The following is a 12,883-nucleotide window of genomic DNA, read 5'->3' as shown; positions in this document are numbered from 1 at the left end:
CTTAATTTTACTTAACTGTCTATTTATTAACTATAGACTTTATCTTTAGCTGTATTACAGGCTAAATACGCTCAGAACACCACCCAGGTTAGTCCAGCTAGACAGTGCTTTGTAAGCACCAACTGCACCAAGACCGTCTGAGTCATTTTCCAAACTTGGGATAGCCATACCGATACCAGCCCAACCACCTACACCAGACAGGATAGAAATATACTGTTTGTTGTTGTGTTTGTAGGTGTTGACGTTACCGATGATGCCTGATGGAGTTTTGAATCTCCACAGTTCACGGCCAGATTGCGCATCAACTGCTTTCAGGTAACCTTCCAGTGTGCCGTAGAACACAACATCAGAGGCAGTTGCCAAAGCACCTGACCAGACTGAGAAGCGCTCTGGGTTTGACCAGACGATTTTACCTTCACGCGCATCCCAGGCAATGAAGTTACCCAAGTGTGTATCACCTTCTGGTGGGTACATGCTCAGAGTAGCACCAACGTATGGTTGACCCGCTACGTATTCAACTTCGAATGGTTCGTAGTCCATGCAAACATGGTTGGTTGGTACATAGAACAGACCGGTACGTGGTGAGAACGCTGCTGGCTGTTGATCTTTTGTACCCAATGCTGCAGGACAAACGCCAGTAGTGTTCACGTCTTCACCGTTACGTGCAGTAGAGTATTTCGCTACACGATCATGCAGACCGGTTTTCAGGTTTACGCCATTTGACCAGTTAACAACTGGATCAAATTTTTCAGCAACCAGCAATTCACCTGTTTCACGATCCATGGTGTAACCAAAACCGTTACGGTCAAAATGCACTAACATTTTACGCATTTGGCCTTTGATTTTTTGGTCTACCAGGATGTTTTCGTTTACACCGTCATAATCCCACTCATCGTAAGGCGTCATTTGGTAAACCCATTTCGCCATACCAGTGTCTAAATCACGACCCCACAAAGACATTGTCCATTTGTTGTCGCCTGGACGTTGTACCGGGTTCCAGGTAGAAGGGTTACCGTTACCATAGTAGAACTGGTTCAGGTCAGGGTCATAAGAATACCAACCCCAAGTGGTACCACCACCGATTTTCCACTGGTCACCCTGCCAGGATTTCAATGAAGAATCCTTGCCAACCGGTTTCAGCATAGACATGGTTTTTTCCGGGTCAACTAACATTTCTGCGTCAGGACCAGTGCTGTATGCTTTATATTTAACGTTACCGTCTAAATCATAAGCTTGTACATAACCACGGACACCAAATTCACCACCTGAAATACCGACGATGACTTTGTCTTTGAATACGTGAGCCGCCGCGGTGCTAGTTGCACCAACTTTTGGATCATCACGTTTGTCAGACCAGATAACTTCGCCTGTTTCCATATCTAATGCCACCAGAGTGGTATCAGCCTGGTTCAGGAAGATTTTGCCATCGCCATAAGACAGACCACGGTTAACGGTATCACAGCACATGACTGGTACAGTTTCATCGTAGTTTTGTTTTGGCTCATATTTCCATTTGATGGCGCCATCGTTGTTCAAATCCAGTGCGAAAACGATGTTTGGGAACGCTGTATGAACGTACATGGTGCCGTCCATGACCAAAGCATTACCTTCATGGCCACGTAAAACACCTGTTGAGAAAGACCACGCCATTTTCAGATCTTTAACGTTGTCTTTCGTGATTTGAGTCAGTTCGCTGTAACGCGTATTAGCGTAGTTACCAGCTGGCATAACCCAATTGTTTGCATTTTTTTGCATTTCGATGAGTTCATCGGCAGCGACCAGACCTGGTGCTGCTAAACCCATCATTGCGATTGATAATGTTTTCAGCTTCATAAAGTTGTCCTCTATAGTTTTTATCGTTCATGACGCCAGCGTTGCTGTTCTTTCATGAGGTTGTGACTTTATTCCGATTTTGCCTGAGAATCATTAGGAACCAATCACTCTGATATCGGGATTTTTTCCCGAGCAGGGAAGTTATTCCCATTATTCCTCAGTTTCATGCCTATAGAGGACTGAAAAATTAATGACTTTTTATCACGTTATATTTGATTGCAAGCCGCACTAACTCTACAGATGAGTGAAAGCCGAGCTTTTGTTTAAGCATCGTTTGATAGTTCGCGACCGTTTTCTGACCTAAATTCAGCGTTTCTGCAATATATTCCAGAGCATGGCCTTCTGCCAGCAACCGGAAAACTTCAAACTCTCTTACCGTCAACCGCTGGATTGGATCTTCCGATCCGGAAACACTTTGCAAGGCAATTCGTTGTGCCATTTCAGAGCTCAGATAACTTTTGCCATCCATCACCTGATGAATTGCCTTGACGATGTCTTCAGAATCGCCCGATTTAGCTAAATAGGCAGCGGCACCGGCACTCATTGATTGAACTGCCAGGGTAACGTTTTCATGCATGGAAAACATTATTACCTTTGCCTTGTTATAACGGACAAGAATACGTCTAAGGGCTTCAAGGCCCCCTATGCCAGGCATGCTCATATCCATAACCAGAATATCGGGATCCAGTTCTGTATACATCTGATAGGCCTGCTCGCCACTGGTTGCTTCACCGACGATATGCATATCATCATTTCGTTCGAGCATTCTGGCTAAGCCGGATCTGACTACTTCATGATCATCCGCCAGTAAAATTCGTATTTCATTTTTCATTCAGCAACACCTTGGGTTGGAAAGCTCGCAGAAACAGTAAATCCTTTACCGGGTGCAGTAGAAATATTAAAACTACCTGACAACGCTTCTACCCTCTCTCGCATTCCAGTTAAACCATAACCTTTATTAGAACAGCTGGGATGATAACCGTTTCCGTTATCACTTACACTTATATCTATAAAGTCGTTATTACAACGCAAATGCACGCCCAGGTGAACATTTTCTGCTCCCGCATGACGACTGACATTGGTCATACATTCCTGAATAATTCGGTATATCGTCAATTGCCTGGTTTCATCAAGCTGACTAAAGTTGCCCTCTAACGAGAGTTTAGCTTGATGATGAGGATGACGGATGACCCAGTCATTAAACAACTCCCTAACAGCACCTTGCAAGCCTAAATCAGTTAACTCTGGAGGACGCAACCGCTGTAACATGGAGCGGACAATGGTGGTCATGCGGCTATGCACAGAATCAATTGCTGCCGCACTGGTTTTGGCTTCATCCAGCGATGCTGAATATTTTATTGCATTTAAATCAAACTGTATTGCTGTCAAATGTTGACCAATCTCATCATGTAATTCGGCCGATAAGCGCTTTCGTTCCGACTCCTGAATGGTAATCAACTGCTGGTTAAGCACGTCAACTTTCTGTCCTGTGTCGACATAACGTTGCTCTAACAATTTGAGTTGCTTATTCACTGCTAATAATTGATTCAATCTTAACAAGGCAAAGGGCGATCTTGTCTGCATTGATTTTTTGTTAGTCTTGGCCAGCATTTCTGATATAGGCCACAAAATCAACGACGCAAATACCGCAATCAGCAAGCTGCCAATAAAAAAGATAAGAATCAGCGGCATCAGTGACTTCTGGATATATGTCCGAATATCATTCCACTCGGCACTAAAACTTGGGCTAATCACAATATCGCCTAAATGCTGCTCGGCGAAAATAATCGGGGTGGTAATAATTTCTGTATGACCCAAATAGGCTTTTAAACTGTTTTCAAACCAACTTGGCAAACCGGTGGGTTCATCACGGCTGTCAGGATGGTTTGAATCAAGTAACTCGCCATCATTGGCTATTAATTCAATGTCTACATGAAGTAATTCACGAAGATCTTTCAAGTGAAATAAAGTGTGCCATTGAGATAACGGGAGATTATGTTGCGACAGCTCTAATTCGAGTCGTGCAACCTGCGCTTCAATGGCATAATTTGCGACTTCAGTGGATACATCAAGCTCATGATCAACTCGCAGACGAATGTCATCTAGCGTACTGTTCACACCCAAACCACACATGACGATGAATACCACCAAAATGATGAGATTCACTTGAAGAATTAAATTCACAAACTTAAAGATCCTTACAAAACCGCATTGTCAAAAATAGCACAATTATAATAATGGAAGGATGCAATGCAGCTTTAAACAATTCACAGATGTGATCATTCACGCATAAAAATAGCACCATACGCGCTGCTTATCGTTCATAGCCACCAGCAATGTCGTGATAAAAGCCAGGTCGCTCCGGGATGTTATAGGCTAAAAATATTTTCGTTCAGTGACCGTTATTTTTGTCCGTTTCCCTGCGAAGCTTAAATTGAATCAGGCTTCCAGCAATCCACTACGAATAGCCAGTCTGGCTAATTCTGCAGAGTTTGAAACATTGAGCTTTTGTTTGATGTTGGTATGGTGGGTTCCCACTGTTTTGGGGCTTAAATTCAAAATATCGGCAATTTCATTAACGGTTTTCCCTTCCGCCAATAATCGAAATACTTCAAACTCACGCTGGCTCAGCACATCCAGCGGATTCTCCGAACCGGTTAGTTTTTGCATCGCAAGTTGCTGAGCAATTTCCGGGGCGATACACGTTCTGCCCTGTGACACCATTTCAACAGCTTTTAACATAGCTTCCGGGGCGCTGCGTTTCGGGATAAATCCCAAAGCTCCGGCCTGCATTGCACGAGTGGTAAAAACGCTGTCTTCATGCACGCTTAGCACCAGGATTTTAGCCGACGGTTCACGGGCAATAATGCGTTCAATTGCCCCTACGCCACCAATACCCGGCATAGAAATATCCATCACGACAACATTGGGATGGTATTTTGCGAAATCCTGAACTGCCTGTTCCCCTGATCCTGCTTCAGCAACCACTTCAAACTTGTCGCCATCTTCCAATAAGCGACGAAAACCAGCGCGAACCAATTCATGATCATCAACCAATAAGACCGTTATTTTATTAAGATTCATGGTGTACATTTACCCCCAATGGTATGGTGATGGTCAGATTGACACCTGAGCCTAACTGACTTTGCAGATCAAAGCTTCCCCCAAGACTTTGCGCTCTTTCACGCATGCCTAGCAAGCCAAAATCCACATCAGAGTGAAAATCGTTGACGACCATGCCTTTGCCGTCATCACGGATATTAATTGTTAACTGATCTGTTGTTTCGTTTTTATCACGAATCACTTTTACCAGAATATTTTCAGCATCTGCATGACGGACGGCATTGGTCAACGCTTCCTGTACGACTCTGAAAACAGTCATATTGGTGTCTTCGTCCAAGCCGTTTAACTGGCCTTCGGTAATCAGATTAAACTGGATATCAGGCTGCCGTTGTTGCCACTTGCTGATGCTTTCCTGCAGAGTTGCCATTAACCCCAGGTCATCCAGTGGACTTGGCCGCAGGCGGGTAATCATGTTGTGCACTACATCATAGATATGACTGGCAGTATCAATGATTGCCTGTGCACTTTGATAAATCTTTTTGTCTGTCTCTTCTGATCGATTACGAATTAATACCGCATCGGTCTTGATGGCCGTCAGGCATTGACCTAACTCATCATGTAACTCGCGAGCCAGATGGCGCCGTTCAGCCTCCTGAACCTGATTCATATGATTGGTTAATAAACGTGTTTCATAGAGTTGGGCACGGGCTTTTTCAGCCTGTTTATGTTCGGTGATATCACGCAGGGTACAAATCATACCGGCAACGCAGCCGTCATTTTCGGTCAGCGGCACGGTAGAGATTAATAAAGACAGTAACTCGTCATCATTACGCTTGAGCGTGGTTTCCAGGTTTTCCACTGACTCAAAACCATTTAATACTGAAACAATGCCATTTCGATCATGCTGGAATGGCATGGAGGCCAGAGATTCGCCGAGTAAATTGGGTATATCTGAAAATAATCGTTCGGCTGCTGCATTACAGAAAGTAATGTAGCCCGCATGATCTAATGAAAGTATCGCATCACCAGATTGTCTGACTAACATCGCCAAACGCCGGTTTTCGGTCGTACTTTGTTCCAGAGCATCCCCCACCCGGTTAAAACTTTGACTGATCTGGTCCATTTCTTTCAGCGAAAAACGCGGCAAACGCATATGCAAATCGCCCCGCTCAAAGCCCGCCAGGGCATCCAGTAAACGTTGCAATGGTCTGATGACCCAACCCACACCCCAATAGATCATGAAAGCCACGACGACAAAAATGATCATTCCCAGAGCCATAATGGCGCGGATATCCTGCCAACGTTCACTTATTTCCTGCATCGGCGCTGGATAAATCACCATATGACCTGTACCAAAGCGCTTCGAAAGTGGAGAAACATCGGGGAACAATAACTTAACAAACCAGGCGGGAGGTTGGACCGTTAATTCTTTTTCGGGTGTGCCTTCAAACATCAAGCCCTGCCTGTCAAACAATAAAATATGCAGACTGCGAATTTCGCTTAAGGCTCTGACCAACTCATGCATATGCTCACTGACGCCGGTATCACGAGTCAACGGACCGCCCGCCAGCGTCACCGTAATAATGTGCGCCGTCGCATCCATCGTTGACATAACTTCTGCTTCAACAGATCGTTTGGCATTCGTCATGAGAATAGCTGCACTGCCTAACATCGACAGCAGCAGCAATATGGCAAAAAAAACATTAGCACGAAGCTTCAGACTCATACGACGGTGGTTTCCGCTGTGCCTTTGGATCCAATATTATCCACCCAACGTAAGCGGATAATGTCGCCGACTTCACCGGCCTCAAGTTGAAATGCAAAATACGGATTTCGCGAGGTGGCTGTACCACATTTGACCGTTAATACTTCTTCGTCGTTACGCCAGCAGCGAATATCCTGAATAAATTCAGCGGGTATCAACTCATCTTCTGCATTTTTGCCTCGCCCGGTATGCATGGGGTGAGCCAGTAAAATTCTCACCACAGTATTCCCATCCTGAAGTTTAGCCCGAATCCGGTCTCTGCTTTTTGTCGTCATTAAGCACACCCACCAATATCAATTTCGACATAACGACTGGTCCGATAAAGTTTATCATCGGCCCTAATCATGGCAATGATTTCCGAATCTTCGGCAACTTTAAGCATCGTTTTGAAAGGAAAGATCACGGCAGAAGTCGGCTCAAGTGCCATCGCCAGGGGAAAAGGATTTTTTTCAACCAGAAATGCCACACGCTGAATATTTTCCAGACTAGTGTGGATTTCAACCGGCACAGTGGCTCCGTTCACAGCGTAGGTTGGTGGTGAACCGATAGTAAACTGAATAGCTTCTTCATTTACTTCCTCCGCTTCTCCGAGGAAGGTTAAAATTGCATCTTCCAGGGTTTCGGCATTGAAAGCATCTTGTGGCCAATGGGCTAATAACACGCGTGGCAGCATCAGACCACTGGCGGCAACTAACGCCAGCGTTGAAGCAGAGATAGATCGTTTAATCAGTTGGCGACGTTGTTCGTCAAAATTATCGTTCATCGGACTTGTTCCATCATCGCAATATCAGTTTCAACCTGCCGTAAACGGGAACTGATTTTCGCTAATTCAAATTCATCGCCACGAGCATAATCCGCTGCGATACGCAGTTGATCCGCGGCCTGCATTAAACGTCCCGAGCTATGATAATGCTCCGCTAACCAGACATGTGACTGACTTTTCTGCCCCATATCCCCATAGGCCTGAGCCAGTAAACGATACAAGGTTGCCGAAGACTCACCAACGTCCAATTGGCGTTGCAGAATGGGTACAGCTCTACGAGGTTGATTGGCCCTTAACAAAGCCTGAACCTGTTTAATGGACAAGGCCCAGTCATCGGGATAAACCCGTTGAAAGTCGCTGTAGATTGCCAGTGCTGCGTCCATTCTTCCCGAGGCTATTTCCACATCTGCCAATGCTAAATGATAACTTAATCGGTTATCGTCAGAAGCAATTAAGTCATTAATTTCATCACGCGCCTGAGTCAGGTTACCGTTTTTTAATAATGCCAGTGCATAACCATATCGTGTGGCTGACATATCTTCATCGGTATTTTCCTTTAATTTATCCTCATAAACTTTAATCAGCTCACGCATGTTAGAGTTTGACATCACTCTTAACTTTTCACGCATCAGATAAAACTGTTCCTGATCCCTTATCTGCGGACGAGGTGTCAAATTTGCAGCACGCCCCCGTGCATCGGCAATACGCGAACCGGTTATGGGGTGAGTTCTTAGAAATTCAGGCACCTGGCTTCCACCATAAAAGCGCCCCGCTACTTGCAACCTTTCAAAAAAACGAGGCATTGCATGGGGGTCAAACCCTGCATTTACTAATGTTTGCATCCCCAGATTATCGGCTTCAGCTTCATGGGCCCGACTATAATCCAGTTGCATCTGCACATTCCCGGCCTGCACGGCCATAATGGCTGCAGAACCGGCACTCGGATCTGCCACCCCCAATAAAGCCGCCGCAATCATAGCAGCCGTCATTGGCACACTCATACGCTTGGAACGTTCAAAATTACGTAAAATATGCCGCTGGGTAACGTGAGCAATCTCATGCGCCAGAACTGAAGCTAATTCACTTTCGGCTTCGCTGGTCAGCATCAGGCCGGTATTGATGCCGATAAATCCCCCCGGCGCAGCAAACGCGTTCACTGAGGTGTCAGGAACCACAAAAAATGTAAACGAACGGCCGGGATCATCACTGTTAGCGACCAGTCGATGGCCCAATGAACGGATATAGCTGTTCACTTCAGGGTCTTCTACCAGCGTGACGGATTGTTGTAAGCGCCAGTAAAATGACTGACCAACCTGATATTCCTCTATTGGCGAAACCAGTGCTCCAGCACTGTCACCCATTTCTGGCAATGCAATATCCAGATTTGCCTGAGCAATACCAGGATTACTCATTAATAAAACAAATATAGCGATCAGATATTTCATAATGCCTATAGACCTTGGCTCATTGAGACCGGTTCCGCAAAGACAAAAACACGACTAGCGTCTATTATGTAAACACAGCTTTTAAAGGAAATCAGTATGTCAGATTTTGATACAGAAATTGATACCTCAGGCTTAAACTGTCCGTTGCCAGTACTTAAAGCCCGCAAAATGCTTAATGAAATGACTTCCGCACAGCGTCTACGACTCATCTGTACGGATAGTGGTGCGCTAAAAGATATTCCTGCCTTTTGTAAAATGACGGGAAATCCGCTGATAAGTAGCGACGAAATCGACGGAAAACTGTATTTCATTATAGAAAAAGGGGCATGACATTATGGCCAAAAAACTCGCCATCATCGCAAGTAAAGGGACATTGGATGGAGCTTATCCACCATTTCTACTTGCATCAACCGCTGCGGCTTTGGGTTTTGAAGCAAAAATATTTTTTACCTTTTATGGCCTGCAACTACTTAAAAAAGACTTGTCATTGAAAGTCTCACCGTTGGGTAACCCGGCAATGCCGATGCCAGTTCCTGTACCAAGCATTGTGCAAATTATTCCCGGCCTGGAGGCATTTGCCACCTGGATGATGCAGCGGAAACTCAAAAAGAAGGGTGTGGCCAGTGTTGCTGAGCTACGAGATATCTGCCTGGAATCCGATGTTGAACTCATTGCCTGTCAAATGACAGTGGATTTGTTTGACTTTAAAAATACCGATTTTATTGATGGGATCAGTCATGGTGGTGCGGCCACTTTTCTGGAATTTGCCAGTGAAGCCGATATCACACTTTATATTTGAACCAGGCAATCTTTAATCACTGAACAGGAAGCCGCATTATGCAATTTGTCTGGAAGACTTTTTTAAAAGGCTTGGCTACGGTACTGCCGGTCACACTGACGCTTTATCTTATCTATTGGTTGGCCGTATCGGCAGAACGTGTGTTACGCCCGCTGATGATTGCCATTTTACCTTATGACTTCTACTGGCCCGGTCTGGGACTACTGGCTGCCATCGGCTTGATTTTTGTTATTGGTATCGCTGTAAATGCCTGGTTGGTAAAACGCCTGTTCGACATCGGTGAGTCAATATTAGATCGGATCCCCCTGGTTAAATCCATCCACGGTGCACTTCGTGACTTTACGCGCTTCTTCTCACGTGAAAAGCAGCAGGAAAACCTGAATCACGCCGTTGCCGTCACCATTGGCGGTGTGCAATTTATTGGCTTTCTGGTGAAAGAAGATGTCACTCATCTGTTGGAAATGGAAGGTGAAGAAAATAATCTGGTGGCGGTGTACTTACCGCTGAGTTATCAGATTGGCGGCTATACTGTCTGTGTGTCACGTGATCAAGTGAAATCATTGCAAATGTCCAATGAAGATACCATGCGCTGGATTCTGACAGCCGGTCTCTCTGATAGCGAAACCGAAACCCATCAACCTAAGATCATTGTTGAGAAATAATTTTTAAATGGTTTCTGACAAAGGACTGTCATTCTTTTCTTACGGTCCCTATGGCTACTACATTTTGGGGTTATTACTTTTCCCCGGCCTCAGCTTGGCTGAACCCGCTAACCAACCTTGTGATTCACTATTTTGTTACAGCAGTCAAAATCAAAACCTGCAATTTGAAAACGCTATGCGCCTGCAGTTTGATCGCGGTGTTTTTGATAACGATGGAGAAACTGATTTTCAAAATGCATGGAATATTCGTCGTGCCCGGCTCTCAAGCGGCGCCCAAATAGGCCAGTATTTATCAATCGATTTCACCTATGACTTTGCCAGAGATGATCGCTCCGCTATTCGAAATGCATTTGTAAGATATACCGGCTCCAACAACAGCAGATTCACTGTTGGACATTTTAAAGAGCCCTTTGGCATGGAACGCTTGACCAGTGTGCAGGATTTGGCCTTTATGGAACGCTCTCTGGCCAGCCAGTTAACACCGCCCCGCTCATTTGGTATGGAGTTTCACAAACACACTTCGCATTGGACGGCTGCTGCCGGTCTGTTCACTACGGGCACCGAAAGCAGCGGAAATGATACAAAATTCGGTACATCTGCCCGCATCACATTTGCCCCTAAAAGCGATGCTGGAAGCATATTGCATTTTGGCCTGGGAATCGCGCATCGAAATACTGACGGCCAGCAAGAAATTCGCTTTCGTCAACGTCCCGAAACCAGAAACACCGATATCAGATTAATCGATACCCAAACCTTTATTGCCGATAGCTACACCTATATAGGAATAGAATCTGCCATCGCCCGAGGCCCCTGGGCATTGCAAGCTGAATATATCTATAGTCATATAGGAAAGGCACGAATCAGCAAAATAGAACCCGGCAATACTATTCATTTTAGTGGCTGGCATATTGATCTGACCTGGATTGTCAGCGGTGAATCACAACCTTATAACCATGAAAAAGGCACTTTCGGACGTTTAAGACCTGCGCATTCTATTCAACATGGTGGCTGGGGGGCCTGGCGTTTAGGCGTAAGATTAAGTGATTTGGATTTAACGGATCATCCGATTACCGGTGGCCATCAGCGAAACTTTACTATCGGGATAAACTGGTTACTGAATCAAAACATTAGTATTAGTAATGAATATGTGAAAGTCCTGAAAGTTGATGGTGGCGAATTTGCCAATGTATCGCCGGCTATTTTTCAGTCCCGATTACAGATTATCTACTGAATTTTCAGTGGTGTCCCCGACAGGAGTCGAACCTGTGGCCTTCCCCTTAGGAGGGGGACGCTCTATCCATCTGAGCTACGGGGACATCGGCGGCAATTATAACAGGGCTGTTTTCGACAGACGAATACATAACCATCCAAACGGATGCCGACCGGACACAAATAATAAAAGCCCCTCAATAGGGGCTTTGATATTTAATTAAAACTCTAGGCATATCTTACCAAAGTGCTGATTCGTCTCCTGGTATTCAAATGCCTGCACGATGTCTTCCAAAGCAAATATACGATCAACAATGGGTTTCATCTCATTGACCTCGATAGCCTTGATCATTTCCTGTTGTTGGACTCTGCTGCCGACAAGCACACCCTGAAGCCTAACCTGCTTTACAAATGACTTCACGATATTTATGTCGCAGGTCTGTCCCGACAGGATACCGATTAATGAGATTTGACCACCTACACGGATGGCGCTGAGTGACTGCTCCAATGTTTCAGCCCCGCCAACATCTATGACGTGGTCAACGCCTTTACCATCATTGAGCTCTCGCGCCAGCTTGCCCCATTTGGGTTCTTTTTTATAATTAATCACATGATCCGCCCCCAGCGCTTTAAGCCGCTTGAGTTTTTCTTCACTAGATGAAGTTGCAATCACTTTTGCACCAGCCATTTTGGCAAACTGTAAGGCGAAAATGGATACGCCCCCGGTACCTTGAAGCAGCACAGTATCACCGGATTTGAGCGGATTAAAATCAAACAAAGCGCGCCATGCCGTCAGGGCTGCTGTCGTTAATGTTGCTGACTCTATATGAGACCAGCCTGAGGGTGACCTGGTGAAAGCTTCAGCCTTTGCTGTGACATACTCTCTGGCATAACCATCGACACCATCACCCGGCACCGTTGCAAAACCATCAACGACAGGTTCACCATTTAACCAAGATGGGAAAAAGGTACTGACGACGTTATCACCGACCTTAAATTCGGTCACGTCCGGTCCCACCTCTATTACTTCACCGGCACCATCAGCCATCGGTATTCTTTTCTCTGAAGCAGGCCAGAGTCCCTTGACGACGGCATAATCGTGATAATTTAGCGAGTTAGCATGAAGTTTGACCAGAATTTCGCCGCTTCTTGGTGATTTTGCTTCTGTTTCCCCTACGCTGACTTTATCAAAGCCACCACCCGCTTCGACGAAAATTGATTTACCTTTCATGTATGTTCTCCAGTTTGTCGAAACATACAAACTAACATTCAGGTTACAATAGTCAACCAGTTAACTTTTTGTAACCTAAAAATCATCATGAGCGAAAACAAGCAGACGTGTTA

At 45.3% G+C, this 12,883-nt stretch carries 13 protein-coding genes and 1 tRNA gene; 4 read left to right on the top strand and 10 right to left on the bottom strand.

All coding sequences use genetic code 11. The features are described from left to right. Window positions 1–54: 54 nt before the first annotated feature. The 8 genes from B2337_RS02540 to B2337_RS02505 all read right to left on the bottom strand — a co-directional run bounded on the left by B2337_RS02540 (window position 55) and on the right by B2337_RS02505 (window position 8,869). Window positions 55–1,833, bottom strand: a complete 1,779-nt coding sequence (locus tag B2337_RS02540) for a methanol/ethanol family PQQ-dependent dehydrogenase (RefSeq protein ID WP_292742485.1) — start codon at window positions 1,831–1,833, stop codon at window positions 55–57. A gap of 187 nt (window positions 1,834–2,020) precedes the next feature. After that, window positions 2,021–2,665 (bottom strand): response regulator, encoded by a 645-nt coding sequence (locus B2337_RS02535; RefSeq protein ID WP_292362098.1) that lies wholly within the window; start codon window positions 2,663–2,665, stop codon window positions 2,021–2,023. Next, a complete protein-coding gene (locus tag B2337_RS02530) occupies window positions 2,662–4,017 on the bottom strand; it encodes a sensor histidine kinase (RefSeq protein ID WP_292414459.1) in 1,356 nt (451 codons plus the stop codon). Before B2337_RS02530 ends, B2337_RS02535 begins: the two co-directional genes overlap by 4 nt. 255 nt (window positions 4,018–4,272) lie before the next feature. Next, complete coding sequence (locus B2337_RS02525; protein ID WP_292362096.1) at window positions 4,273–4,917, bottom strand: response regulator; 645 nt, start codon at window positions 4,915–4,917, stop codon at window positions 4,273–4,275. Then, entirely contained in the window at window positions 4,907–6,622 is a 1,716-nt protein-coding gene (locus tag B2337_RS02520) for a histidine kinase (RefSeq protein WP_292414461.1), read from the bottom strand. Before B2337_RS02520 ends, B2337_RS02525 begins: the two co-directional genes overlap by 11 nt. Then, window positions 6,619–6,936, bottom strand: a complete 318-nt coding sequence (gene soxZ, locus B2337_RS02515) for a thiosulfate oxidation carrier complex protein SoxZ (protein ID WP_292362094.1) — start codon at window positions 6,934–6,936, stop codon at window positions 6,619–6,621. The genes B2337_RS02520 and soxZ overlap by 4 nt, the downstream gene beginning before the upstream one ends. Beyond that, window positions 6,936–7,424 (bottom strand): thiosulfate oxidation carrier protein SoxY, encoded by a 489-nt coding sequence (locus B2337_RS02510; protein WP_292362093.1) that lies wholly within the window; start codon window positions 7,422–7,424, stop codon window positions 6,936–6,938. The genes soxZ and B2337_RS02510 overlap by 1 nt, the downstream gene beginning before the upstream one ends. Further along, window positions 7,421–8,869 carry a M48 family metalloprotease gene (locus B2337_RS02505; RefSeq protein ID WP_292362092.1) on the bottom strand — a complete coding sequence of 483 codons (1,449 nt, stop codon included), beginning with the start codon at window positions 8,867–8,869 and terminating at the stop codon, window positions 7,421–7,423. The genes B2337_RS02510 and B2337_RS02505 overlap by 4 nt, the downstream gene beginning before the upstream one ends. Before the next feature lie 96 nt (window positions 8,870–8,965). Between B2337_RS02505 and B2337_RS02500 the strand changes: the two genes are divergently transcribed. Genes B2337_RS02500 through B2337_RS02485 form a run of 4 tightly spaced genes read left to right on the top strand, consistent with a single transcriptional unit; the run spans window position 8,966 to window position 11,561 of the window. Next, entirely contained in the window at window positions 8,966–9,199 is a 234-nt protein-coding gene (locus B2337_RS02500; protein ID WP_292362091.1) for a sulfurtransferase TusA family protein, read from the top strand. Between the two features lie 4 nt (window positions 9,200–9,203). Then, window positions 9,204–9,668 (top strand): sulfur carrier protein DsrE2, encoded by a 465-nt coding sequence (dsrE2, locus tag B2337_RS02495; protein ID WP_292362090.1) that lies wholly within the window; start codon window positions 9,204–9,206, stop codon window positions 9,666–9,668. Window positions 9,669–9,706: 38 nt separating this feature from the next. Beyond that, window positions 9,707–10,330 carry a DUF502 domain-containing protein gene (locus B2337_RS02490; RefSeq protein ID WP_292362089.1) on the top strand — a complete coding sequence of 208 codons (624 nt, stop codon included), beginning with the start codon at window positions 9,707–9,709 and terminating at the stop codon, window positions 10,328–10,330. A gap of 7 nt (window positions 10,331–10,337) precedes the next feature. After that, a complete protein-coding gene (locus B2337_RS02485; RefSeq protein ID WP_292414462.1) occupies window positions 10,338–11,561 on the top strand; it encodes an OprO/OprP family phosphate-selective porin in 1,224 nt (407 codons plus the stop codon). Window positions 11,562–11,569: 8 nt separating this feature from the next. On the opposite strand, the gene B2337_RS02480 is transcribed toward B2337_RS02485, so the two are convergent. Both B2337_RS02480 and B2337_RS02475 read right to left on the bottom strand, forming a co-directional pair. Continuing rightward, a tRNA-Arg gene (locus B2337_RS02480) sits at window positions 11,570–11,646 on the bottom strand. A 113-nt stretch (window positions 11,647–11,759) separates the two neighbouring features. After that, a complete protein-coding gene (locus tag B2337_RS02475; RefSeq protein WP_292414463.1) occupies window positions 11,760–12,770 on the bottom strand; it encodes a zinc-dependent alcohol dehydrogenase family protein in 1,011 nt (336 codons plus the stop codon). Between the last annotated feature and the right edge of the window lie 113 nt (window positions 12,771–12,883).

The organism is Methylophaga sp. UBA3192 (assembly GCA_002363955.1).
Classification (GTDB): domain Bacteria; phylum Pseudomonadota; class Gammaproteobacteria; order Nitrosococcales; family Methylophagaceae; genus Methylophaga.
Note: the sequence above shows the minus strand (reverse complement) of the source record. Positions and strands in the feature narration are given on the sequence as shown.